The organism is Rhodopseudomonas sp. NSM, assembly GCF_052445935.1.
Classification (GTDB): Bacteria; Pseudomonadota; Alphaproteobacteria; order Rhizobiales; family Xanthobacteraceae; genus Rhodopseudomonas.
This window is the reverse complement of the sequence record NZ_JBQTCH010000010.1, coordinates 99,486-123,500: the sequence shown is the minus strand read 5'-3', so window position 1 is coordinate 123,500 and position 24,015 is coordinate 99,486. Positions and strand designations below refer to the sequence as shown.

At 66.7% G+C, this 24,015-nt stretch carries 18 protein-coding genes; 3 read left to right on the top strand and 15 right to left on the bottom strand.

What is annotated here, in order from left to right:
- The first annotated feature begins 37 nt into the window (after nt 1-37).
- Nucleotides 38-1,318 carry a DUF2130 domain-containing protein gene (locus ACTZWT_RS22140; protein ID WP_444771834.1) on the top strand — a complete coding sequence of 427 codons (1,281 nt, stop codon included), beginning with the start codon at nt 38-40 and terminating at the stop codon, nt 1,316-1,318.
- A 25-nt stretch (nt 1,319-1,343) separates the two neighbouring features.
- Here ACTZWT_RS22140 and ACTZWT_RS22135 read toward each other — a convergent pair whose 3' ends face one another.
- Both ACTZWT_RS22135 and ACTZWT_RS22130 read right to left on the bottom strand, forming a co-directional pair.
- On the bottom strand, nt 1,344-2,510 hold the full coding sequence (locus ACTZWT_RS22135) for an acyl-CoA dehydrogenase family protein (RefSeq protein ID WP_444771833.1): 1,167 nt from the start codon (nt 2,508-2,510) through the stop codon (nt 1,344-1,346).
- Between the two features lie 146 nt (nt 2,511-2,656).
- Entirely contained in the window at nt 2,657-3,700 is a 1,044-nt protein-coding gene (locus ACTZWT_RS22130) for a GMP reductase (RefSeq protein WP_444771832.1), read from the bottom strand.
- A gap of 170 nt (nt 3,701-3,870) precedes the next feature.
- On the opposite strand from ACTZWT_RS22130, the gene ACTZWT_RS22125 reads away from it, so the two are divergent.
- On the top strand, nt 3,871-4,773 hold the full coding sequence (locus ACTZWT_RS22125; RefSeq protein WP_444771831.1) for a ketopantoate reductase family protein: 903 nt from the start codon (nt 3,871-3,873) through the stop codon (nt 4,771-4,773).
- 224 nt (nt 4,774-4,997) lie between these two features.
- Here ACTZWT_RS22125 and ACTZWT_RS22120 read toward each other — a convergent pair whose 3' ends face one another.
- The 7 genes from ACTZWT_RS22120 to ACTZWT_RS22090 form a co-directional block, all read right to left on the bottom strand.
- Entirely contained in the window at nt 4,998-5,975 is a 978-nt protein-coding gene (locus ACTZWT_RS22120) for an ABC transporter ATP-binding protein (RefSeq protein WP_444771830.1), read from the bottom strand.
- Nucleotides 5,972-7,387 (bottom strand): amidase, encoded by a 1,416-nt coding sequence (locus ACTZWT_RS22115; protein ID WP_444771829.1) that lies wholly within the window; start codon nt 7,385-7,387, stop codon nt 5,972-5,974. Before ACTZWT_RS22115 ends, ACTZWT_RS22120 begins: the two co-directional genes overlap by 4 nt.
- A complete protein-coding gene (locus tag ACTZWT_RS22110; protein WP_444771828.1) occupies nt 7,384-7,581 on the bottom strand; it encodes a hypothetical protein in 198 nt (65 codons plus the stop codon). Before ACTZWT_RS22110 ends, ACTZWT_RS22115 begins: the two co-directional genes overlap by 4 nt.
- Nucleotides 7,578-8,642 carry an ABC transporter ATP-binding protein gene (locus tag ACTZWT_RS22105; protein WP_444771827.1) on the bottom strand — a complete coding sequence of 355 codons (1,065 nt, stop codon included), beginning with the start codon at nt 8,640-8,642 and terminating at the stop codon, nt 7,578-7,580. The genes ACTZWT_RS22110 and ACTZWT_RS22105 overlap by 4 nt, the downstream gene beginning before the upstream one ends.
- A 1-nt stretch (nt 8,643) precedes the next feature.
- Complete coding sequence (locus ACTZWT_RS22100) at nt 8,644-9,531, bottom strand: ABC transporter permease (RefSeq protein WP_444771826.1); 888 nt, start codon at nt 9,529-9,531, stop codon at nt 8,644-8,646.
- Between the two features lie 19 nt (nt 9,532-9,550).
- Nucleotides 9,551-10,504 carry an ABC transporter permease gene (locus ACTZWT_RS22095; RefSeq protein ID WP_444771825.1) on the bottom strand — a complete coding sequence of 318 codons (954 nt, stop codon included), beginning with the start codon at nt 10,502-10,504 and terminating at the stop codon, nt 9,551-9,553.
- A gap of 192 nt (nt 10,505-10,696) precedes the next feature.
- The gene (locus ACTZWT_RS22090; protein ID WP_444771920.1) at nt 10,697-12,316 is read right to left on the bottom strand and encodes an ABC transporter substrate-binding protein; all 1,620 of its coding nucleotides are present in this window, start codon (nt 12,314-12,316) and stop codon (nt 10,697-10,699) included.
- Between the two features lie 239 nt (nt 12,317-12,555).
- Between ACTZWT_RS22090 and ACTZWT_RS22085 the strand changes: the two genes are divergently transcribed.
- Entirely contained in the window at nt 12,556-14,151 is a 1,596-nt protein-coding gene (locus ACTZWT_RS22085) for an ABC transporter substrate-binding protein (RefSeq protein WP_444771824.1), read from the top strand.
- A 320-nt stretch (nt 14,152-14,471) separates the two neighbouring features.
- Here the strand turns inward: ACTZWT_RS22085 and ACTZWT_RS22080 are convergent, their stop codons facing one another.
- From ACTZWT_RS22080 to ACTZWT_RS22055, 6 genes are read right to left on the bottom strand one after another with little or no spacing between them, the layout of a single operon-like run.
- Nucleotides 14,472-15,416 carry a hypothetical protein gene (locus tag ACTZWT_RS22080; RefSeq protein WP_444771823.1) on the bottom strand — a complete coding sequence of 315 codons (945 nt, stop codon included), beginning with the start codon at nt 15,414-15,416 and terminating at the stop codon, nt 14,472-14,474.
- Between the two features lie 32 nt (nt 15,417-15,448).
- Nucleotides 15,449-18,757: a carboxyl transferase domain-containing protein gene (locus tag ACTZWT_RS22075; RefSeq protein WP_444771822.1), complete on the bottom strand. Its 3,309-nt coding sequence runs from the start codon at nt 18,755-18,757 to the stop codon at nt 15,449-15,451.
- Nucleotides 18,758-18,817: 60 nt separating this feature from the next.
- Nucleotides 18,818-20,533 (bottom strand): AMP-binding protein, encoded by a 1,716-nt coding sequence (locus ACTZWT_RS22070; protein ID WP_444771821.1) that lies wholly within the window; start codon nt 20,531-20,533, stop codon nt 18,818-18,820.
- A 46-nt stretch (nt 20,534-20,579) separates the two neighbouring features.
- Nucleotides 20,580-21,455: an ABC transporter permease gene (locus ACTZWT_RS22065; RefSeq protein ID WP_444771820.1), complete on the bottom strand. Its 876-nt coding sequence runs from the start codon at nt 21,453-21,455 to the stop codon at nt 20,580-20,582.
- Nucleotides 21,452-22,408 (bottom strand): ABC transporter permease, encoded by a 957-nt coding sequence (locus ACTZWT_RS22060; protein WP_444771819.1) that lies wholly within the window; start codon nt 22,406-22,408, stop codon nt 21,452-21,454. The genes ACTZWT_RS22065 and ACTZWT_RS22060 overlap by 4 nt, the downstream gene beginning before the upstream one ends.
- Nucleotides 22,409-22,456: 48 nt before the next feature.
- Nucleotides 22,457-24,010: an ABC transporter substrate-binding protein gene (locus tag ACTZWT_RS22055; RefSeq protein ID WP_444771818.1), complete on the bottom strand. Its 1,554-nt coding sequence runs from the start codon at nt 24,008-24,010 to the stop codon at nt 22,457-22,459.
- Nucleotides 24,011-24,015 lie beyond the last annotated feature (5 nt).

Here is a 24,015-nt window from a genome sequence, read left to right as displayed (position 1 = left end):
GACTCGCGCGATACGACGAAAGCGAGATTCGCGCGCCATGACCGAACTGACCATCATTTGCCCGAACTGCGCCACCAGCGTCCCGCTGACGGAATCGCTGGCGGCGCCGTTGCTCAAGGACACCCAGAGCAAATACGAGCGGCTGATCGCGCAGAAGGACAGGGACATCGCCGGCCGCGAGGCCGCGCTGGAGGCGCAGCGCGCCGATCTCGACAAGGCGAAAGCCGCGGTCGGCCAGCAGGTCGCCGAGCGGGTCGCGGCCGAGCGCACCCGGATCGCCGCCGAGGAAGCCGCCAAGGCCAAGCGGCTCGCGGCCGACGACCTCGACGCCAAGGCGCGGCAGCTCGCCGAGCTGACCGAGGCGATGCAGCAGAAGGACGCCAAGCTCGCCGAGGCGCAGCGGGCGCAGGCGGCGTTCCTGCAGAAGCAACGCCTGCTCGAGGACGAGAAGCGCGAGCTGGACCTCACCATCGAGAAGCGCGTGCAGGCGTCGCTGGAGAGCGTGCGCAGCAAGGCCAAACAGGATGCCGAAGAGGGGCTGCGGCTCAAGGTCGCCGAGAAGGAAGAAACCATCGCGACGATGCAGCGGCAGATCGACAAGCTGAAATCCGAGCAGGGCTCGCAGCAATTGCAGGGCGAGGTGATGGAGCTCGAGCTCGAAGCCTCGCTGCGCGCGCGCTTCCCGCAGGATTCGATCGAGCCGGTGCCGAAAGGCGAATTCGGCGGCGACGTGCTGCACCGCGTGGTCAACGCCGCCAATCAGCATTGCGGAACTATTCTCTGGGAATCCAAGCGCACCAAGAACTGGACCGACGGCTGGCTGACCAAGCTGCGCGACGACCAGCGCAAGGCCAAGGCGGAGCTGGCGCTGATCGTCTCCAACGCGCTGCCGAAGGGCGTGCACAGCTTCGATCACATCGACGGCGTCTGGGTCGCCGAGGCGCGCTGCGCCATCCCGGTCGCGATCGCGCTGCGGCAGTCGCTGATCGAGCTCGCCGCCGCGCGCCAGGCCGGCGAAGGCCAGCAGACCAAGACCGAGCTGGTGTATCACTATCTCACCGGGCCGCGGTTTCGGCAGCGGGTCGAGGCGATCGTCGAGAAATTCACCGAGATGCAGTCCGATCTCGACAAGGAACGCCGCTCGATGATGCGGATGTGGGCCAAGCGCGAGGCGCAGATCCGCGGCGTGCTGGAAGCCACCGCCGGAATGTATGGCGACCTGCAGGGCATCGCCGGCAAGGCGCTCGGCGAGATCGACGGCATGGCGCTGCCGATGCTCGAGGATTTCAGCGACGACGAGGCCGATCAGGCGGCGTGAGCGCGCCTCTGCGATCAGCGCGTGATCAGTACGACTTCGCCAGCCCCAGCACCTTCTCGGCGATGAAGGAGAGCGCGAGCTGCGGGCTGACCGGCGCGATGCGGGGGATCAGCACTTCGCGCAAGTAACGTTCGACATGATATTCCTTGGCGTAGCCGAAGCCGCCATGGGTCATCACCGCCTGCTCGCAGGCCGAAAACCCCGCCTCGCCGGCGAGATATTTCGCCGCATTGGCGGCGGCGCCGCACGGCATCCCGTTGTCGTATTGCCACGCCGCCGACATCACCATCAGCCACGCCGCTTCCAGCTCGACCCAGTTCTTCGCCAGAGGATGCTGGATCCCCTGGTTCTGGCCGATCGGGCGATTGAACACGATCCGCGACTTGGCGTAGTCCGCCGCGCGCGCCAGCGCCAGCTTGCCAAGCCCGACGGCTTCGGCGGCGATCAGGATGCGCTCCGGGTTCATGCCCTCGAGAATATACTGGAAGCCGCTTCCTTCCTCGCCGATCCGGTCCTCGACCGGGATCTCGTAGTCGGCGAAGAACAATTCGTTGGAGTCGACGATCTTGCGGCCCATCTTCTCGATCTCGTGGATTTCGACCTTGTGGCGATCGAGATCGGTGTAGAACAGGCTGAGGCCGTGGGTCGGCGACTTGACGTCCTCCAGCGGCGTGGTGCGCGCCAGCAGCAGGATCTTGTGCGCGACCTGCGCGGTGGAGATCCAGACCTTCTGGCCGTTGACGACGTAGCGATCGCCTTTCCTCACAGCCCGCGTCTTGAGCTGGGTGGTGTTGAGCCCGGTGTTCGGCTCGGTCACCGCGAAGCACGCCTTCTCGCGCCCTTCCACCATCGGCGGCAGCATCCGCCGGCGCTGCTCCTCGGTGCCGAACACCACGACCGGGTTGAGCCCGAACACGTTGATATGCACCGCCGAGGCGCCCGACATGCCGGCGCCGGATTCGGAGATCGCGCGCATCATGATCGCGGCCTCGGTGATACCGAGGCCGGAGCCGCCATATTGCTCCGGCACGCAGATGCCGAGCCAGCCGGCGTCCGCCAGCGCCTTGTGGAAGTCGTGCGGGAAGCCGCCCTCGCGATCCTTCCGCAGCCAATAGGCGTCGTCGAAGTCGGCGCAGATCTTCGCCACCGCGTTGCGGATGGCCTGCTGCTGATCGGTGAGGGCGAAGTCCATGAGCTGGCTCTTTGTTGATTGGTGTCGCGCGTTTCCCGCGCGCGAGCGTCGCGCGCCGCCGCACAATGCCATCTGCGGCCGCGCAGGCAAGCGCAACGCTGGCCGGCGCGCGGCGAATTCCGAGCCGCGGCAAATCGCGCGGACGCTCAGCGATCGAACACGGTGTTGCGCTGCGCGCCGACCAGAATGAAGGTGGTCCGCTTGGGCACCTCCTTCAAATTCTCGGCGCCCATATAGGTCATCGCCGAGCGCAACCCGCCGGTGATGGTCTCCAATGTCGCCCGCACCTCGCCGCGATACGGCACCGCGACGGTCTTGCCTTCCGCCGCGCGATAATCGGCGACGCCGCCGTGATACTTGTTCATCGCGGTCTCGGACGACATGCCGTAGAACGTCATGCTCTTTGGCACACGTTGGCCGCCCTCCTCGACATATTGCAGTTCGCCGCCGCATTCGGCGTGGCCGGCGAGCATGCCGCCCAGCATGACGAAGTCGGCGCCGCCGCCATAGGCCTTGGCGATGTCGCCCGGCACGGTGCAGCCGCCGTCGGAGCAGACATGGCCCTTGAGGCCGTGCGCGGCGTCGGCGCATTCGATCACCGCCGAGAGCTGCGGATAGCCGACGCCGGTGAGATCGCGCGTGGTACACACCGAGCCCGAGCCGATACCGACGCGGACGATGTCGGCGCCGGCGATCACCAGCGCCTCGGTCATCTCCGCCGTCACCACCGTGCCGGCCATGATGATCGCGTCGGGATTCTCGTCGCGCAGCTTCGCCACCGCGCGGACGAAGTTCTCGGTGTAGCCGTTGGCGACGTCGATGTTCAGCATCGGGACCCGGGTCTGCTTCTTGACCGCGGCGAGCCGCTCCCAGTCGGCGGCGCCGGTGCCGACGGTGAGGAACACGTTGGGATCCTCATGGCGCTCGAGATGGCGCGCCAGCCGCTCCGGATCGTAGAATTTATGCAGCGCCACCAGCGCGCCAAACGGCCGGAACGCCTCCGCCATCTCGATGGTCCCGACCGTATCCATGTTGGAGGCGATCAGCGGAAAGCCGGTCCACGCCTGGCTGGAATGACGAAACCGGAAGCTGCGGCTGATATTGGCTTCGAACCGCGACGACAGCACCGAGCGCTTCGGCCGGATCAGCACGTCGCGGAAGTCCAGCTTCGGATTGAGGTCGATATGCACGCGCGGGTCCTCGGTTGCGTCGGCGGGCGGCCATTATAAGAAGCATTGATGGCGCATTGGTTCGCGCCCGCAATGCGCAAATCGTCGCCTGCGCCGTCACCGCAGGCGGGTTGCGGCGGCGGCCGAAGCGCTGCAGAACTGGCGCAGGACGCTTGCGAGGGAGAACCGGGATGAAGGTTGCGGTGATGGGCGCCGGCGCCGTCGGCTGCTATTTCGGCGCGCGGCTGGTACAGGCGGGGCACGATGTCACGCTGATCGGCCGCCCCGGCCATGTCGCAGCTATCGACGCGCACGGCCTGCGGCTCGAAACCCGCGACGGCGAGACATTCATTCCGCTGAAGGCCGCCACCGACCCGTCCGCGCTCGATCCGCCGGATCTGGTGCTGTTCTGCGTCAAGTCGGCCGATACCGAGACCGCGGGTCGCGCGCTGGCGCCGAAGCTGCGGCCCGACACCGCGATCCTCAGCCTGCAGAACGGCGTCGACAACGCGCAGCGATTGTCGGCTGCGATCGGTCATCCGGTGATCGCGGCCGTCGTCTATGTCGGCACCGAGATGGCCGGCCCCGGCCATGTCCGGCATCACGGCCGCGGCGAATTGCTGATCGGCGCCTCGCCGCGGAGCGGCGTTCTCGCCGCGACGCTGACGGAGGCGAAGATCCCGACCACGGTCGCGGCCGATATCGATCAGGCGCTGTGGTCGAAGCTGATGATGAACAGCGCCTTCAACGCGCTGTCGGCGGTCGCCGACATGGCCTATGGCCGGATGTTCGAGGTCGCGGGCGCGCGCGATGTGGTGACCAGCGTGATCGCCGAATGCGCCGCGGTGGCGCGCGCCGGCGGCGTGTCGATTCCGGACGACATGCTGGAGAAGGCGCTGGCGCTGCCGGCGTCGATGCCGAACCAGAAATCATCGACCGCGCAGGATCTCGCCCGCGGCAAGCCGAGCGAGATCGACTTCCTCAACGGCTATGTGGTGCGACGCGGCGCCGCGCTCGGCATCCCGACCCCGACCAACCTGACGCTGCAGGTGGCGGTGAAACTGATCGAAGCCAGCCGCGGCATCGGCCGCTGAAGCGGGCTACGCAGACGTCCGACAAATGCCGTGCTCTCAACATTCTCGGCGTCATCCTGAGGTGCCCGGTGGACCGCGCGCATGCGCGGTGCACCGGGCCTCGAAGGATGGGCCAAAGCGCCCGTCGCCTCATCCTTCGAGGCTCGCTACGCTCGCACCTCAGGATGACGGTTGTGCGGGTGGAGAGAGAAGCTAACTAACTCATCATCCATGGACAACCGATCTCACACCGTCGCCGTCGCGGCCTCGGCCAGAATACAGCGCGCCGTCCGCCCCGGCCCGACCTGCACGTCCGGCGGCAGCGCCTCGGTGCAGCGCGGCTGCGCATAGGCGCAGCGCGGCGCGAACGAGCAGGCCGTTGGCGCCTTGTCGAGCGACGGCGGCGCGCCGGGGATCGTCTCCAGCCGCGCGCCGCGCTTGGCGCCGTGCACGGTGGAGGCGAGCAGGCCCTGCGCATAGGGATGCTGCGGCGTGCGCACGATCTCGCCGAGCGTGCCCTGCTCGATGATCTGCCCCGCATACATCACCGCGACGCGGTCGCAGATCTCGATCGCCACGCCGATATCATGCGTCACGAAGATCACCGACATGCCGAACTCGCGCTGCAATTCGCGCAGCAGCAGCAGGATCTGGATCTGCACGGTGGCGTCGAGCGCGGTGGTCGGCTCATCTGCCAGGAGGATCTTCGGCCGGCAGGCGAGCGCCAGCGCGATCATCGCGCGCTGCCGCATGCCGCCGCTCATCTCGTGCGGATAGGCGTCGAGCCGCCGCTTCGCCGACGGAATCCGCACGACTTCGAGCATCTCCAGCGCCCGCGCGGTGGCGTCCTTGCGGCTCTTGCCTTCGTGGCGCATCACCGTCTCGGCGATCTGATGACCGATGGTGTAGACCGGATCGAGCGCCAGCGCCGGCTCCTGGAAGATCATCGACACCGTCTGGCCGCGAAAATTCGACAGCGCGTCGTCGTCGAGCGCCAGCACGTCGCGGCCCAGCACCTCAACACGGCCGGAAATCTGCGTGCGCTTCTTCGGCAAAAGCCGCATCAGCGCGCGCAGCGTCACGCTCTTGCCGGAGCCGGATTCGCCGAGCAGCCCCAGCACTTCGCCCTCGCCGAGCGTGAGACTGAGATTGTTGACCGCGTGCACCGTGCGCTCGCCGGTGAAGCGGATGTTGAGATCGCGAACCTCGACCAGATTGCTCATGTCAACGCCGGCATCTTGTTGTGGAATTCGGTGGCGCGCTGGAACGCGGCGCCGATCCGCAGGATCATCGCCTCGTCGAACGGCCGCCCGATCAGTTGCAGCCCGATCGGCAGGCCGCCGGCGCTGAAGCCGCAGGGAATCGCCAGCGCCGGCAGGCCCAGATAGTTGATCGGCCGGGTGAAGCGCGTCAGCCGCTGGATCACCGCTTCGGCGTTCAGGCTGTTACCGACGTCGCTCTCCGCGATCGTCGGGGCCGGCACCGGCGCCACCGGCGCCAGCACGGCATCGACATCGGCGACCGCCGCGAGATGCGCCGACAGCGCCGGCCCGCGCCAGCGCATCGCCTCGAGATAGGAAATCGCCGGCACGCCGAGGCCGTTCTGCAGCCGCATCAGCACCTGCGGGCCGTAATCCTGCGGCCGCTCGATCATCCAGCTCTTGTGGAACGCGGCCGCTTCGACCGCGAGCACGAGCTGACACGCCGCCGTCAATTGCGGCTGGTCGGGCAGATCGACCGCGACCACACTGGCGCCCTCGGCCTTGAGCGTGGCGATGGTCTCGTCGAGCACGCGCGCCACTTCAGGATCGAGGTCGTCGACATAGAACGCCTTCGGAATCCCGATCCGCACGCCGCGCATCGGCGCGCGCGTCGCCGCGAGATAGTCCGGCAATTCGCCGGCGATGCAGGTGAGGTCTTGCGGATCGGCGCCGGCCGTCAGCCCGAGCAGCAGCGCGCAATCCTGCGCGGTGCGCGCCAGCGGCCCGACGGTGTCGAGCGACTGCGACAGCGGCATCGCGCCGGCGCGGCTGACGCGGCCGACCGTGGTCTTCAGCCCGGTGACGCCGCAGAAATGCGCCGGCATCCGGATCGATCCGCCAGTGTCGGAGCCGAGCGCCGCAAACGTCAGCCGCGCCGCAACGGCCGCACCCGAGCCCGACGACGAACCGCCGGTGATGTGATCGATGTTCCAAGGATTATGCACCGGGCCGAAATGCGCGTTGTGACCGGTCGGCCCATAGGCGAATTCCGACATCTGCAGCGAACCGAGCCGGACCGTGCCGGCATCTTTCAGCCGCTGCAGCGCGGTCGACGTCGTGGTCGCGACGTCGTCCTGCCGGATTTTCGAGCCGCAGGTCACGACGTGCCCGGTCTCGTAGTACATGTCCTTGTGCGCCAGCGGCACGCCGTGCAGCACGCCGCGACTGTCGCCGCGCGCCAGCTCGGCGTCTGCGGCATCCGCGGCGGCGAGCGCGCTGTCGGCTTCGATCGACATGAAGGCGTTGAGCCGCGGCTGCTGTGCCGCGATGCGATCAAGGCAGGCCTGCGTCACCTCGCGCGAGGAAACTGTCTTCGCAGCGATCGCCTGCGCGATTTCGGTCAGCGACAGCAGCGCCGGATCGGTCGCGCTCATGATGCGGCCTTCGCAGTCTGCGCGACCAGGAAGCTCGCGGGTTCGAGATCGAACGGCAGCGTGCCTGCGATCGGCGCAAAGCCGTCGAACGCCGGCCCGATCGAATTGGCGATCCGCGCCGCGACCTCGTCGCTCACCGGCACGCCGGCCGCCTCCGCCATCGCCTTGATCTGGTCCGGAACGGGTCTGGTCATGTCGTCTCCAATACTATCGGCGCCCGGCTGTGGCCCGAGCCGGGGATCGCCATGTAGCATGCCGCCTGATGGCCGCTCGGGTCCAACGCGGTCAGCTTCGGCGCGTTGCCGCCGCACAAAGGCTCCGCCAACGGGCAGCGGGTGTGAAACCGGCAGCCGGCCGGCGGATCGATCGGGTTGGGCGGATCGCCGGAAATCGGCGGCACTTCGGTGCGGCGGTTAGGATCCGACGACGGCATCGCCGCCAGCAGCGCCCGCGTATAGGGATGCGCCGGCTGATCCCAGACCTTGTCGACCGGCCCGAGCTCGACCACTTCGCCCAGATACATCACCAGCACGCGGTCGGAGATGTAGCGCACCACGTTGAGATCGTGGCTGATGAACAGATAGGTCAGGCCGAATTCGCGCTTGAGGTCGACCAGCAGGTTCAGCACCTGCGCTTCGACCGATTTGTCGAGCGCCGACACCGCTTCGTCGAGGATCACCAGCCGCGGCGACAGCGCCAGCGCGCGCGCGATGTTGACGCGCTGGCGCTGGCCGCCGGAGATTTCATGCGGGTAGCGATTGGCGAAGTTTTCCGGCCTCAACCCGACCTTGCCGAGCAGCTCGCGCGCCAGCGCGCGGGCGGTGCCATCGGCCATGCCGTGCACCTTCGGACCGAACGCGATCGACTCCTCGATGGTGAGGCGCGGGTTCAGCGACGCGTAGCTGTCCTGAAACACCATCTGCATGCCGCGACGCAATTCGCGCAGGCTGAGCTCGCGCCCGACGGCGCGGCCGTCATAGATGATGTCGCCGGCATTGCGCGGCATCAGATGCATCAGCAGCCGCGCCGTGGTCGACTTGCCGCAGCCGGATTCGCCGACGATGCCGACGGTCTCGCCCTTGGCGATGGCGAACGAAACATCGTCGACCGCGCGCACCGTCTTGGCGGCGCTGAACAGCCCGCCGCGCACCGGGAAGTGCTTGGTGAGACCTTTCACGTCCAGCAGCGGCTGCGCGGCGCCGCCGATATCCTCGATCGGCTCCAGCCCGTGGGTGAGTTCTGCGGCTTGCGTCATCTCAGTTCCTGATATCCATCGCGCTGCGCAGGCCGTCGCTCAACAGGTTGAAGCAGATCGACACCGCGAAGATCATTACGCCCGGCAATGCCGCCACCCATGGGTTGACGTAGATCGCGGTGCGCAGCGTGTTCAGCATCAGCCCCCATTCCGGCTCCGGCGGCTTGGTGCCGAGGCCCAGAAACGACAGACCCGCGGCCAGGATCATCGACACCGAGATCAGCCCGGTGGCGTAGACGAAGATCGGCCCCAGCACGTTGCCGAGCATGTGCACCCGCATGATGGTGAACGGGCCGGCGCCCGAGGCGCGCGCCGCCTCGACGAAGTCCATGTTGCGCACGCCGGTGGTGACGCTTTCGGCGACGCGGGTGATCTGCGGCAGGAACACCACGGTCAGCGACACGATCGAATTGGTGATGCCGGCGCCGAGCGCGCCCGAGATCGCGATCGCCAGCAGCACCGACGGGAACGCGTAGAACACGTCGATGGTGCGCATGATCGCGGTGTTGACCTTGCCGCCGACATAGCCGGCGACGAGGCCCAGCGAAGTGCCGAGCACGAACGCCAGCACCACCGGCAGAATCCCGATCAGCAGCGACAGCCGCCCGCCATAGATCAGCCGCGCCAGCATGTCGCGGCCGAGTTCGTCGCTGCCGAGCGGATAGTTCGGCGTGCCGATCGGCTTCAGCCTTCGGATCATCGAGCCCTGATACGGATCGGCGAGATGCAGATAGGGCGCGAAGATCGCCGACAGCAGGATCAGCAGCAGGACGATCGCGCAAGCGATGCTGACCTTGTCGCGCAGCAGCCTGCGGCCGACGGTGGACCAGTAGCCGCGCGCGTTGCCGGCGGGCGCGGTCTGCACGGCGGTGTCGGTGATCGCGGTCATGAGCGGCAATCCTTCATGCTCAGGCGCGCTTGATGCGCGGGTCGATCGCGGCCTGCGCGATGTCCACCACCAGATTGAGGAACACGAAGAACAGCGCCAGCACCAGGATGGTGCCCTGCAGCAGCGGCAGGTCGCGCTGGAAGATCGCGGAGTTGAGCAGCAGCCCCGAGCCCGGCCAGGAGAACACCGTCTCGATCAGGATCGAGCCGCCCAGCATGTAGCCGAGCTGCAAGCCCATCACCGCCAGCGCGGTCGGCGCTGCGTTCTTCAGCACGTGGCGGAACACTTGCGTCTCGCGCAGGCCCTTGGCGCGCAGCGCCTCGACGAAATCCTGCGACAGGATATCGCCGGTGAGCGAGCGCACGGTGCGGGTGACGATGCCCATTGGAATGACCGACGTGGTGATCGCCGGCAGCACCAGATATTTCAGATGCGCCCAGTCCCAGCCCCATTGTCCCGAGCCGCCGGGGCCGGCGCCCACGGCGGGAAGCCAGTTGAGCTGCACCGAGAAGATGATCACCAGCACCATGCCGAGCCAATAGTGCGGCACCGACACGCCGGTGATCGCGATCGAGGTCGAGACCTTGTCGATCCAGCTGTCGCGGAAGTAACCGGCCAGCAGGCCGAACATCAGCCCGAGCGAAAAGCCGATGATCGCCGCGGCGATCGCCAGCGTCACGGTGTTGCCGACCGCGCGCAGCACTTCGGTCAGCACCGGGCGGCCGGTCGCGATCGAGGTGCCGAGATCGCCGTGCAGCGCCTTCCACAGCCACAGCCCGAACTGCACCGGCAGCGGCCGGTCGAAGCCGTAGGCGGCGCGCAGCTGCGCCGCGAGTTCCTGCGACGCGTCCGCCGGCAGCACCGCGACCAGCGGATCGCCGGGCGTGATGTGCACCAGCAGAAAGCACACCAGCGCGACGCTGAGCACGATCGGAATCACATAGACGATGCGGCGGGCGATGTAGACGAGCAAGGTTCACCTTCGATTCAACAGAGCCGGCGACGGCTCTTCTTCCTTCTCCCCTCGTGGGAGAAGGTGGCGCGGACGAAGGCCGCGCCGGATGAGGGGGCGAGGCGGGACGAGAGCCCCCTCACCCGTCTGCGCGCCCAGCGGCGCGCATCCACCCTCTCCCACGAGGGGAGAGGGAAGACGCAAGGCGCCGCCTTACGGCGCCATCGACACCGGCGAGAAGTCGACGAACCAGCTCTTCGGCTGCACGAAGCCCTTGACCTTCGGGCTCATCGCGCGCGGGCCGACGTCGTGGGCGACGTAGAGGAAGGCCGCGTCGTCGATCGAGGCGGCGTTCAGCTCGGCCAGCGCCTTGTCGCGCTCGGCGGCGTCGAAGCTGGTCCGCGCCTTCTTCACCAGTTCGTCGAACTTCGGATTGTTGATGTAACCCCAATTGTTCGACACCGGCGGCGCCATCGACGACTGCAGGAAGCGCACCAGCGCGAAGAACGGGTCCATCGCCGCATAGGTGACGTTGGTGGCGTTGGCGCCGTTGGCCGAGGGATCCTTGACGCCACGCCGCCAGTTGGTGAACAGCGTGTTCCATTCGATGACGTCGAGCTTGACGTCGAAGTAACACTCCGCCAGCGCCTGCTGCAGATACTCGTTCATCGGCAGCGGCAGCATCTGGCCGGAGCCCGACGCCGAAGTCTGCACCTTGACGCTGAGCTTCTTGTCGGGGCCGAAGCCGGCTTCCTTCATCAGCTTCTGCGCCGCCGGCAGATCGTACTTGATCTGGAACGACGGATTGCCGCGCCACGGATGGCCGGGCTCGAAGGTGCCGGTCGCCGGCACCATCAGGCCGGCGAGCAGCCCGTCACGCAGGCCTTCGCGATCGATGCACAGATTGGCGGCCTTGCGGACGCGGATGTCGTTCCACGGCGAGCCTTCGATCCGCGAGAACTGCCACGGCCAGACATGCGGCTGCTCGTTCTTCTCGATCTTGAAGCCGCGGCCCTCGATCTCCTTCACGGCGTCCGGCGCCGGCGCCTCGATCCAGTCGACCTGACCGGACAGCAGCGCCGCGGTGCGCGCATTGGCTTCCGGCATCGGCAGCAGCACCATGCGGTCGGTCTTCGGCACCCGCGCCTTGTCCCAGTAATTGTCGTTCTTCACCAGTTCGAGCCGCTCGCGCGGCGTGAACTTCGCCATCTTCCACGGGCCGGTGCCGGCGGCGTCCTTGGCGAACGCGGCCCAGGCGGCCTGCGACTTCGCCTTGGCGTCGGCGCCTTCGGCCCGCTCATACAGCACCTGCCATTTCGACGGGCTGACGATGAACAGATTGGTGAGGTTGATCGGCAGGAAGCTGTCCGGCTCCTTGGCGGTGAGTTCCACCGTCATGTCGTCGATCTTCCTGGCCGACACCAGCGTCGGCATCCGCGACGCGGTGACGCCGACCTGGCTGGCGTCGAACTGCGGCGCGTCCTTGTTCAGCACCTTGTCGACATTCCACACCACCGCGTCGGCGTTGAACGGCGTGCCGTCGTGGAAGGTGACGCCGGGGCGCAGCTTGAAGATCCATTTGGTCTTGTCGGCATCGTCGACCTTCCATTCGGTCGCGAGCCCGGGAATCACCACGCTCGCCTTGGTGGCGGACGACAGGTCCCACATCGTCAGCCCGTCATACATCGTCAGGCCGGTGAAGCGGTTGCCTTCGAATCCCTGGTCCGGCTGGCCGAGCGTGCGCGGGATATCCGCCGCCGTCATGCCGATCCGCAGCACGGTTTCGGCGTTGGCGTGAAGCGGCACCATCACCGTCGATGCCATGGCGAGCATCGTCAGAGCGGTTGCCAGTCGGCCGGAGTTGAGAAGCGGAATTCGCATCGTGATGGGTTTCCTGTTGAACGCGACTGGTCAAAACTTATGCAACGGCCGTGCCAGAAGACGCGACCTACCGATCGACGCCTACTGATTCAGCAATCCAGCCATGAAAGCGGTGAAATGCATGCGAGGGCGATGAACTGGCATCAGGCTTGCTCCAGGTCGGGCTTACCCCGCACCTTGGAGCTGAGTTCATGGGTTTTCGGAAGTCGATCGTCCTCGCGGCAATCGCCGTCGCCATTGGTTCTGCGTCCGCGCGCGCCGAATCGGTGGTGCGTTATGGAATCTCGATGGCGGACATTCCGCTCACCACCGGCCAGCCCGATCGCGGTGCAGGTGCCTATCAATTCACCGGCTACACGATCTACGACCCGCTGGTGGCGTGGGAGATGAATGTCGCCGACAGGCCCGGCAAGCTGGTGCCCGGCCTCGCCACCGAATGGAAGGTCGACGAGTCCGACAAGACCAAGTGGCGCTTCACGCTGCGCAAGGGCGTCAAGTTTCACGACGGCAGCGACTTCAATGCCGACGCGGTGATCTGGAATCTCGACAAGGTGCTCAACGAAAAGGCACCGCAGTTCGACAAGCGGCAGAGCGCGCAGGTCAAGACCCGGCTGCCGTCGGTCAAGAGTTACGCCAAGATCGACGATTCAACCATCGAGATCACCACCAAGGCGGTCGACTCGTTCTTCCCCTATCAGATGCTGTGGTTCCTGGTGTCGAGCCCGGCGCAATACGACAAGGTCGGCAAGGACTGGGACAAGTTCGCGGCCCAGCCGTCGGGCACGGGTCCGTTCAAGCTCACCAAGCTGGTGCCGCGCGAACTCGCCGAGCTCACCAGGAATAGCGACTATTGGGACAAGTCGCGGCTGCCGAAGACCGACAAGCTCGTGCTGGTGCCGATGCCCGAAGCGCTCACCCGCACCAATGCGCTGCTCGCGGGGCAAGTCGACCTGATCGAGACGCCGGCGCCCGACGCGGTGCCGCAGCTCAAATCGGCCGGGATGAAGATCGTCGACAACGTCACGCCGCATGTCTGGAACTATCACCTCAGCGTGCTGCCGGGCTCGCCGTGGACCGATGTGCGGCTGCGCAAGGCGCTGAATCTCGCAATCGATCGCGACGCGGTGGTCGGACTGATGAACGGCCTCGCCAAGCCGGCGGTCGGCCAGGTCGATCCGTCGAGCCCGTGGTTCGGCAAGCCGACCTTTAAGATCAAATACGATCTCGCTGAGGCCAAGCGGCTGGTGAAGGAAGCCGGCTATTCGCCTGAAAAGCCGCTGAAGGCGAAGTTCATCATCGCCACCGGCGGCACCGGCCAGATGCTGTCGCTGCCGATGAACGAGTTCCTGCAGCAGAGCTTCAAGGAGATCGGCATCGACGTCGAGTTCAAGGTGGTCGAACTCGAAGTGCTGTACACCGCGTGGCGCAAGGGCGCGGCCGACGAGAGCATGGCCGGCATCACCGCCAACAACATCGCCTATGTCACCTCCGACCCGCTCTACGCGATCGTGCGGTTCTTCCACTCCGGCCAGGTGGCGCCGGTCGGCGTCAACTGGGGCGGCTACAAGAACCCCAAGGTCGACGCGCTGATCGACGAGGCCAAGCAGACCTTCGATCCGGTCAAGCAGGACGAATTGCTGGCGCAGGCGCACGCCCAGATCGTCGACGACGCGGCGCTGGTCTGGGTGGTGCACGACACCAACCCGCACGCGCTGTCGCCGAAGGTGAAGAGCTTCGTGCAGGCGCAGCACTGGTTCCAGGACCTGACCACGATCGGGCTGCAGTAGACCGGTTCATCGCTTGACTGAAGCCACGCCGCATTCTCGCGTGCTACTCGTCATCCTGAGGTGCGAGCGAAGCGAGCCTCGAAGGATGCGGCCAAGGTGCTTGCGGCTCATCCTTCGAGGCCCGCTGGGCCGCGCATGGCGCGGCCCAGCGGGCACCTCAGGATGACGCCGGTGATTCCATCAAAATCAGAGCTTCTCTAGGCGGCCGTACTCGGTCCCACGCCTTCAAGCCGAGGCTGCGCGGCTCGCGCAGCCTCTCCCCCTCGGCAATCGATCTCTCCCCACGCGCTAGACTCCGCGGCCTGCGCGATGGCCGACGCTCAGCCGCGCGCGAGCGCGGCGTATTCCTGCTGATATGGCGCGTAGGATTCCTTCAGGCTCGCCGAGTTGAGCAGCATGGTGGCGACCAGCCGGCCGCCGCTGTCGTAGGCCTCGGTTCGCGCCCAAAGGCTCTCGGTCCGTTTGCTGCCGGACAGCGCCACGACCTTGCGCTGAACGCGATAACTCTCGCCGACGAACAGCGGCCCGGCGACCAGGCGGATCTCCTGATCGGCGAACAGGCCGACGGCGGGGCCGCGCACCGGCAGGCCGTCCTTCTTGCTGAGATACTGGAACAGCACGCTGAGCATCTCGAGGGGAATGATCGGCCGGCCCCACGGCGATACGTCCTGATAGTAGGGCGACGGCTCGGTGATCACTTTCAGCTTGTCGGCCAGCGAGAACGGATACAGCTCGCCCATGTTCTGGTCGAAATCCATTTTCACGGACTGCGGCGCCGTGGTCATGCCGACACTGACGTCGCGCAGGATCACGGCGTCGGTCAGCGGCTTGAGTTCGGTCAGCCGCAGATCGAGCGCCGAGGGCGGCGCGTCGGCACCGACCGAGACGCTGCCGCGCAGCACTTCGGTGCCGTCGCGCTTGACCATCCGGATCGCGGCGTGGCGCGCGCCTTTCGCCGGCTTGTCGACAATCGCCTGCACGTCCTCGCCTTCGAACGCCGCGTTGCGATAATGCGCCGAGATGCAGCCGCTCTCGAACCAGTCGCGTCCCCACAGCCGTTCGCACAGCGGCACGAACTGGCTGAAATGGGTCGGCCCCTCGATCGTGCCGCCCCGGAAGCCGAGCTTCTGCGCGGTGGCGTCGTCGTGGATCGAGGCGTGGGAGTCGTAGACCTGCGCGTGCAGCATCTGGTGCGGCTGGCGCCACGGCCCGGCCAGCGCATCGCCGGTGTCGTCGATCGGCGTCTCGAAAGCGGCTTGCGTCATCGTTTGCTCCGTCTCAACAACAGGTCTTCAAACTACCAGGCGTCGATGCAAGGCCGCTTGCGCCCCTCGCGCTGCGGCGGCGTCGGCACCGAGCGCAGCCCAGCCATAATCCAGCGCCGCGTTTCGGCCGGATCGATCACATTGTCGATCTCGCACACCGAGGCGATCGAGACCGCCTTGCCGTTGGCGTACATCTCGGCGACCTTGTTCTTGTAATAGGCCTCGCGCTCGACCGGATCGGCGATCGCCTCCATCTCCTTGCGGAAGCCGAGCCGCACATAGCCTTCCAGCCCCATGCCGCCGAATTCGCCGGTCGGCCACGCCGCGGTGAAGAACGAGGCGTGGAAGCCGCCGCCGATCATCGACTGCGCGCCGAGGCCGTAGCCCTTGCGCAGCACGATGCCGAACAGCGGCACCGTGAGACTGGCGCCGGTCACGAACATCCGCGCGACGTGGCGCACGATCGCGGTCTTCTCGGCCTCGGGGCCGACCATGAAGCCGGGCGTATCGCACAGCGACACGATCGGAATGTCGAAAGCGTCGCACAGCTGCAGGAAGCGCGCCGCCTTGTCGCCGGCCGCCGCATCGATCGCGCCGCCGAGATGCTTCGGATTGTTGGCGATCAGGCCGAACGGCTTGCCCTCGATGCGGATGAAGGCGGTGACCATGCCGACGCCGAAATCGCGGCGGATTTCCAGCACCGAATCTTCGTCCGCGATCAGATCGATGACATGGCGGATGTCGTAGACCCGCAGACGATTTTCGGGGATCGCGCGCCGCAGCAGCCGCTGGTCCGCCGCGCGCCAGTCTTTCACTGGGCCCTGGAAATAGGACAGATATTTCTGCGCGACCCGCGTCGCCTCCTCCTCGTCCTCGACCAGAATATCGACCACGCCGTTCGGCGACTGGAACGACACCGGGCCGACTTCGGCGGGGTGATACACGCCGAGCCCGCCGCCCTCGATCATCGCCGGGCCGCCCATGCCGATCGAGGCGTTTTGCGTCGCGATGATCACGTCGCAGCAGCCGAGCATCGCCGCGTTGCCTGCGAAGCAATAGCCGGAGACCACGCCGATCACCGGCACCAGGCCGGAGAGTCTGGCGAATTGCACGAAGGACGGCCCGTCGAGGCCGGTGAGGCCGAGCCGGTCGGTGTCGCCGGGGCGCCCACCGCCGCCTTCGGCGTAGAACACCAGCGGCATTCGCCACTGCTCGACCAGCGTCAGCATGCGGTCGATCTTCTTGTGGTTCATGTGGCCCTGGGTGCCGGCCAGAACCGTGTAGTCGTAGGCGATCACCATGCAGCGCGCGTCGTGCTCGCCGAACTGCTTGGCGTTGACGGTGGCGACGCCGGTGACGAGGCCGTCGGCCGGGGTGTTCTTGATCAGGTCGTCGAGCGCGCGGCGGCGGCGCTGGCCGGCGATCGCGAGGCTGCCGTACTCCATGAACGAGCCGTCGTCGACGAGCTGCGCGACGTTCTCGCGCGCGGTGCGCTGATTGGTCTTGCGCCGCCGCGCGACCGAGTCGGGCCGGTTCTCGTCGAGCGTATTGCCCTGCCGCGCCAGCATCTCGGCGAGGTCGGGGCGGATATGGTCGAGATCGACCTCGGCCTCCTCGACGGCCTGGTCGCCTTCGACGTCCTGCGGCTCGAGATACAGGATCGCCTCGCCCTGCATCAGCGTCACGCCGTCGGCGGTGACGATGCGGCGGATCCGGCCGCCCTGCTCGGCGGCGACGAGGTGCTCCATCTTCATCGATTCGATCACCGCGAGCTGCTGCCCCGGTCGCACCACGTCGCCTTCCGCGACCGTGATTGCCACCACGGTGCCCTGCAGCGGCGCGGCGATCGCGACAGCGCCTTCGGGCGCGGCCTCGGCCGCGGCCTTCGCGCCGCCGTGCTGCGCATCACCACCCGGCAGCGCGATCAGTGGCGCGGCGAGCTTGTCGGCGGCGCCGACCAGCTCCGCGATGGTGCGGTCGATGAAGCTGGTGCTGACCTTGTTGGCCTTGAAGTCCGGATGCGCCAGGATCGCCTGGATGAACGGGATGTTGGTGGCGACGCCGTCGATGCGGAATTCGCGCAGGCTGCGCGCCGCCTTGGCGACGACGTCCGGCCATTGCGACGGCGTGTGCACGATGACTTTGGCCAGCAGCGAGTCGAACGCCGCGCTGGTCCTGTAGCCGGCATAGCCGAACGTATCGACGCGCACGCCCGGACCCGACGGCGGCTCGAAGATCGAAAGCGTGCCGCCGGTCGGATGCGTCGCGCCGCTCGCGTCCATCGTCTCCATGTTGATGCGCAGCTGCATCGCGAAGCCGCGCGGCCGCGGCACCGCTTCCTGATCGAGCCCGAGCGACGCCAGCGTCGCGCCGCCGGCGACCGCGATCTGCGATCGCACCAGATCGATCGCAAGGACTTCCTCGGTCACGGTGTGTTCGACCTGCAGCCGCGGATTGGCCTCGATGAACGCGAACGCGCCGTCGCCCTCGCCGGCTTCGCCATCGACCAGGAATTCGAACGTGCCGAGACTGTCGTAGTTCGCCGCCGCCGCCAGCGTCTTGGCGGCTTCGAGAATGCGTCCGCGCAAGCCATCACTCAGCGACGGACTCGGCGCGATCTCCACCAGCTTCTGGTTGCGACGCTGGATCGTGCATTCGCGCTCCCACAACTGACTGATGCCGCCGTGACGATCGCCGATGATCTGCACCTCGATATGCCGCGCATTGCGGATCAGCCGCTCGGCATAAACGCCGTCGCTGCCGAACGCAGCCTTGGCTTCGGACTGGCAGCGCGCATAGGCCTCGTCGAGATCCTCGGCGCGTTCGACCACACGCATGCCGCGACCGCCGCCGCCGGCCATCGCCTTGATCATCACCGCGGCATGGTCGCCGAGCGAGCCGAAGAACGCCTTCACCTCATCGAGAGTCGAAGGCCCCTGGGTGCCGGCGATGATCGGCACGCCGGATTTCTTGGCCAATTCCTTCGCCGCAACTTTGTCACCGAATAGCCGCAAGGCTTCGGGCGACGGACCGATGAACCGGATACCTTCCTCGGCGCAGCGCCGCGCCAGATCGGGGTTCTCGCTGAGGAAGCCGTAGCCGGGATGCAGCGCGTCGCAATGCGCCGCCTTGGCGGCCGCGATCACGCCCTCGATATCCAGATAGGCCCGCGCGCCGCGCCCGGGAATCTCCCGCGCCTCGTCGGCGATCCGCACATGCAGCGACGCCGCATCGTCGGCGGGATGGATCGCGACGGTGGCGAGCCCGGCATCGGCCGCGGCCCGCGCGATGCGGATCGCGATCTCGCCCCGATTGGCGATCAGCAGCTTGCGAAAAGGCATTCGAATATCCTCGTGAAATCATGACCTTGGTAGCTGGTCCGCGTCGCCGCGGCGGCAATGTCAGAGCGGCGCGCTGGCATTCAGCTCCTGCTTCTTCACCTTGCCGGTCGCGGTCATCGGCAGCGCCTCGATGATGCGGATTTCCGGCACCTTGTAGACCGCCATTCGCTCGGCGCACCATGCCTGCAGTTCGGCCGCAGTGATCGTGCCCTCGGCCTCCGGCTTGAGCTGGATGAAGGCGACCGGCACCTGTCCCTTGCCGGGATCGTCGCGGCCGACCACGCCCGAGCCGAGCACCTTGGGATGCTGCCCGAGCAACGCTTCGATCTCCGGCGGAAACACGCTCATCCCCTTGACCTTCAACATCTCCTTGCGACGGCCGAGAAAGTGCAGAAAGCCCTGCGGATCAATGGTGCCGATGTCGCCGGTGCGCAGCCAGCCGTCGACCAGCGACTCCGCGGTGGCCTGCGGCTTGTTCCAGTAGCTCTTCAGCAGCGACGGCGTCCGCACCCGGATCTCGCCCTCGCCGCCGAGCGGCACCAGTTCGCCGGTCTCGAAATCGGTGATCTTGAATTCGGCGCCCGGCACCGGCAGGCCGACGAAGATCGGCTGCGACACCAGATCGAAGTCGTCGTCCTGAAAGCCCGCCGTGAACGTGTTGGATGTATGCGTCTCGGTCATGCCCCACGAGGCCTCGGTGAGGATGGTGCCGGTGAGATCCTTCCAGCGCTTGCGATAGACCGGGTTGAGCTTCTTGACGAACGAGACGACCCGCACCTGCTTCAGCGAAGACAGATCGAACTCCTTGAAGCGCGGATGATCCATCAGCTCGACCGCACCGTCGACCGGCATCGCGGTGACGTCGACCTTGTAGCGGTCGATCGCCGACAGCACCCCGACCGCATCCCACCGCGCCAGCAGCACCAGCGTCGCGCCGGCGAACAGCGGGAAGATCAGGCCGAAATTCTCGCCCGCGATCCAGAATTCCGGGAAGAAGGACAGGAACACGCTGTTCTCGTCGCCCGCGACCGAAATGCCGTGATTGGCGGCGGCGGTGTAGACCATATCGCGCTGGGTGTGGACGCAGCCCTTCGGCATGCCGGTGGTGCCGCCGGTGTAGTTCAGCGCCGCGATATCGTCGAGCGCTGCCGGCGGCAGCGGCTCCGGCGCCGGCATCGCCGCCAGTGCGGACAACAGATCGGTCGCGCCGGCCACCGCCACGCGCGGACCGCTCACTGAATCGGGGACAGGAATCGTCGGCTGCGCGGGAATGACGTCGGCGAAGCTGGTGACGATCACCTCGCGCAGACTGGTCTCGCCGCGGACCTGCTCGACCACCGGGACGAGCTGATCGAGCGCGACGATGACTTCGGCATCGGTGTCGTTGAGCTCGTAGGACAGTTCGAACGCGCGCGACAGCGGGCTGACCGGCACATGGATCGCGCCGAGCTTGAGAATCCCGAAGAACACGATGTGAAACTGCGGACAGTTCGGCAGGAACACCGCGACGCGGTCGCCCTTGCGGACGCCCTTCTGCATCAGCAGCGCGGCGAAGCGATCGCTGAGCCGATCGAGCTCCGCATAGGTCGTGACGTGGCCGTAGAAGATCACCGCCGGCCGCTGCGGCGCGCGCTTCGCCCAGACACGCAGATATTCGCTCAGCGCGATTTCGCCGTGCGGATATTGCGGCGTCGTGGGAATCCCCTTGGGCCAGGCCTCGGCCCACAGCCCGTGCAGCGTCGCGAGATAGTCGGCTTCGGTGGGGGCAGCGCTCATAGTCTTGTCCTTGTTGTTCTTGTTCTTGTTCTTGATCTTGGTCTTGTCAGTTGCGCTTCATGGTCGGGTCGAGCGCGACCCGGAGCGATTCGCCGAGCGTGTTGTAGGCGAGGGCGGTGAACAGGATCGCGAGGCCGGGCGGATACATCTGCTCCGGCGCGATCTCCATGTTCTGATAGGCCCGCGCCAGCATCGCGCCCCAGCTCGGATCCGGCGGCTGAATGCCGAGGCCGAGGAAGCTGAGGCTGGCTTCGGCGAGCAGCGCCGCCGCCAGCAGCAGCGTGACCTGCACGATCACCGGCTGGATCGCGTTGGGCAGCACGTGGCGCCACAGGATGCGGCCGGTCGAGCCGCCGAAGCAGCGCGCGGCGTCGACGTAGAGCTCGTGGCGCACCACCAGCGTGCGCGCACGGACCAGCCGCGCGAGCTGCGGCGCGAACACGATGCCGACCGAGATCATGCCGTTGGTGAGTCCGATGCCGAGCGCGCCGGTGACCGCGATCGCCAGCACGATGGCGGGGAAGGACAGGAAGCTGTCGATGACGCGGCTGATCATGGTGTCGACCCAGCCGCCGAGATAGCCGGCGAGAATGCCGATCGGCACGCCGATCAGCACCGCGATCGCCACCGCGAGGAAGCTCGCATACAGCGACGCCATGCCGCCGTAGATCAGCCGGCTCAGCGTGTCGCGGCCGAGATCGTCGGCGCCGAGCCAATGCGCCGCCGACATCGGCGCCAGCGCCGCGTCGACGTCCTGCGCGAGCGGATCGTAGGGCGAGATCCACGGCGCGAGCAGCGAGATCACCAGCAGCACCAGCAGGAACGTCAGGCTGACCGCGCCGCGAATGTCGGAGACGAACCACCGCACGAAGCGCCGCATCCGTCGCGGCCGATGCGCCGCAATCATCGCCACATCGGTCATGCCGCGATCCTCGGATCGAGAACGCTGTAGAGGATATCGGTCAGCAGATTGAGCGACACCACGATCAGCACCATCGTGAACACGACGCCCTGCACCACGGGAAAGTCGCGATGCATCGCGGCGTTGACGATCAGGCCGCCCATGCCGGGAATCGCGAACACCGCCTCGACCACCACCGTCGCCGCCAGCATCCGGTTCGCCAGCAGGCTGATCACGGTGAGCAGGTTGACGCTGACATTCTTGAGGCCGTGCCGCCACAGGATCGACGACGGCGGCAGGCCCTTGGCGTGCAGCGTCCGGACCTGCTGCGACGACAGGATCTCGACCAGCGACGATCGTAGCTGCCGCGCCACCTCGGCGATGCCGCCCGAGGCCAAGGCGACCGCGGGCAGGATGGCATGACTGAGAGAAGCCCATGGATCTTTCATGAACGCCACCGCCCCGGTCGCCGGCAGCCAGTTGAGCTGCAGCGAGAAGAACGCCACCAGCAACATGCCCAGCCAGAAATTCGGCACGGCGACGCCGAGCGACGCGATCGCCATCACCACGCTGTCGATCCACGACCCCGGCTTGGTCGCCGCCGCGATGCCGAGCGGCACGCCGATCAGCAGCGCCGTGAACAACGCCAACGCCACAATCAGCAGCGTATGCGGCAGGCAGCGCTGGATCGAAGTCAGCACCGCTTCATTCGACACCAGCGAATTCGACAGATCGCCCTGCACCGCCTTCGCCAGCCACGAACCGTATTGCAGCAGGAACGGCTGGTTGAGGCCGTAGACTTCGCGAATCTCGGCGATCCGCTGTTCCGACGCGTTGTCGCCGGCGAGCGTCACCGCGACGTCGCCGGGCACCAGCTTGAGCAGGCCGAACACGATGAAGGTGGACAACACCACCACCGGGATCGCCTGCAGCATCCGGCGTCCGACGATATGAAGACGTGCAACGTTCAACATGGGAACTCGATCCGGAACGGGCGCCGCAAGCCGTGCGGCGCCGTTCGCTCACGCGAGGGAGATGTTTTCGAACTTCGGCTTGCCGAGCAGATTGGGCTTGAAGCCCTTCACCTTGGACGACAGCGCGTCGAGCTCGAACTGGAATGCCAGCGGCGCCGACAGCGCCTGCTCGACCGTGATTCGCTGGATCCTGGCGAACACTTCGGCGCGCTTGGCCAAATCCTCGCTGACGCGGCTTTCCAGAATCAGCTTGGACAGCTCCGGATCGGCGGTGCGGCCGGCGTTGTAGTACGCGCCTTTGTCGAAGCCGAGCCCATAGGTCATGCTCGGATCGGGCCGTCCGGTCCACGCCGACACCAAGAGGTCGAACTTCTTTTCCTGCGCGAAGAACTGCGCGCTGATTTCCGCGATAGTGCCGCGGGTGAACTTCACGCGGATGCCGGCCTTGCCGAGCTGATCCTGGATCACCTCGCCGCGGCGCACCGAATCCTGATCGGTGTAACCGCCGATCGTCAGTTCGAGGCCGTCTTTGTAACCAGCCTCGGCGAGGAGCTGCTTTGCCTTCGCGATATCGTGCGGATAGGTGCCGGCGACGTCCTTGTTGAACGCCCAGTGCGAACTCGGCAGCGTCATCCGGGCGGGTTCGCCGAGCCCGCTCAGCGCCGCCTTGACGAAGGTGTCGCGATCGAACGCGAAGTTGATCGCCTGCCGGACCTTGAGATTGTCGAGCGGCGCGCGGGCGTAGTTGAAATACACCTGGATGCAATACAGCGTCGGCGAGCTGACCATCGTCAGGTCCTTGGCGCGCTCGATCACCGGCTTCAGCCGCGCCGGCAGTTGGAACGCCATGTCGTTCTGGCCGGCGACGACCGAACGGAGCGCCGTGGCGTTTTCGGTGATGATGTTGAACTCGATGCCGTCGAGATAAGGCCGGCCCTTGCGCCAGTAGTTCTCGTGGCGCGTCACGACGATGATCTCGTTGTCGTTCCAGCGCACCAGCTTCCAGGGGCCGGCGCCGACCGCCTTTCGGTCGGTCTCGTTGCCGAGCGCCTTGATGTTGGTCGGCGACACCATCATGCCGGCGCGGTCGGACAGGATCGCCGGCAGGGACGTATCCGGGCTCTTCAGTTTCAGCGTCACCTGTAGCGGGCCGGTGACCTCGATCGACTCGATGCTGGCGAGATCCGACTTGATATTGGACCGCTGATCGGAGCGGTTGCGGTCGAGGTTGAACTTGACGGCTTCGGCATCGAGCGGCGTGCCGTCGTGAAACTGGATGCCGGCGGTGACGTCGAGCACCATCGTCTTGGGATCGGGATACGACCATTTCGCCATGCCGGGCTTCGGCTTCAGCGTTTCGTAGTCCCATTCCACCAGCGTATCGTAGATCGTCCAGAGAATGCTGTGATCGGAGCCGGCGCCGCCGGTGGCCGGATCGAGCGACGACGGATTGGCGGGCGCCGCGACCTTCAGCACGCCGCCCTTCTTGGGCTCCTGCGCCATTGCCGGCAGACCGACCGCGGCGGCCGCGGCGCCGCCGCCGATCAGCGCCAGAATATCGCGGCGGCGCAAGGTTCGTGATCCCAGATCGAATACGCGCATGGTGT